General features: G+C 72.3%; 1 protein-coding gene. It reads right to left on the bottom strand.

The window, feature by feature from the left end; all coding sequences use genetic code 11:
• Positions 1-368 (bottom strand): hypothetical protein (locus I6F37_RS43810; protein WP_225154956.1); only part of this gene is annotated, 368 nt, incomplete at its 3' end.
• Positions 369-394: the final 26 nt, after the last annotated feature.

The following is a 394-nucleotide window of genomic DNA, read 5'->3' as shown; positions in this document are numbered from 1 at the left end:
ACATGCGCCAAGCCGTCGTCGGTGTCGACGATCATGCGAATGCGTTTGTCGGGAGCGAGCTTGGCGATTTCCGCGAGCACGGCGTCCGCGACCGGCTCGGGCCCCGGGTTCACGACGAACACGCCCTCCGCGCCGATTTGCACCGCGACGTTGTAGTCGCCGGCCGCGACGAGCCAAACCTGCCCCGCCACATGCAGCGACGACGCTGCGGGCGCGTCGGCTGCGGGCGGCTGCGCACCCCGCGATGCGCGCGCCGCATCCGCGCGCGCGGCGGAACCGCTGCTCAGGCGCGCCGCATACTCCGGATACAGCGTGGGGCTGCCACCGAGCGCCGCCTCGAGCGGTACGCCGTGGCGCTTGGCGAACATGTCGAGGCTGTCGTTCGCCCCCGGCA

Source organism: Bradyrhizobium sp. NBAIM08 (assembly GCF_020193935.1).
Classification (GTDB): Bacteria; Pseudomonadota; Alphaproteobacteria; order Rhizobiales; family Xanthobacteraceae; genus Bradyrhizobium; species Bradyrhizobium yuanmingense.
This window is presented reverse-complemented; position numbering and strand designations above follow the sequence as displayed.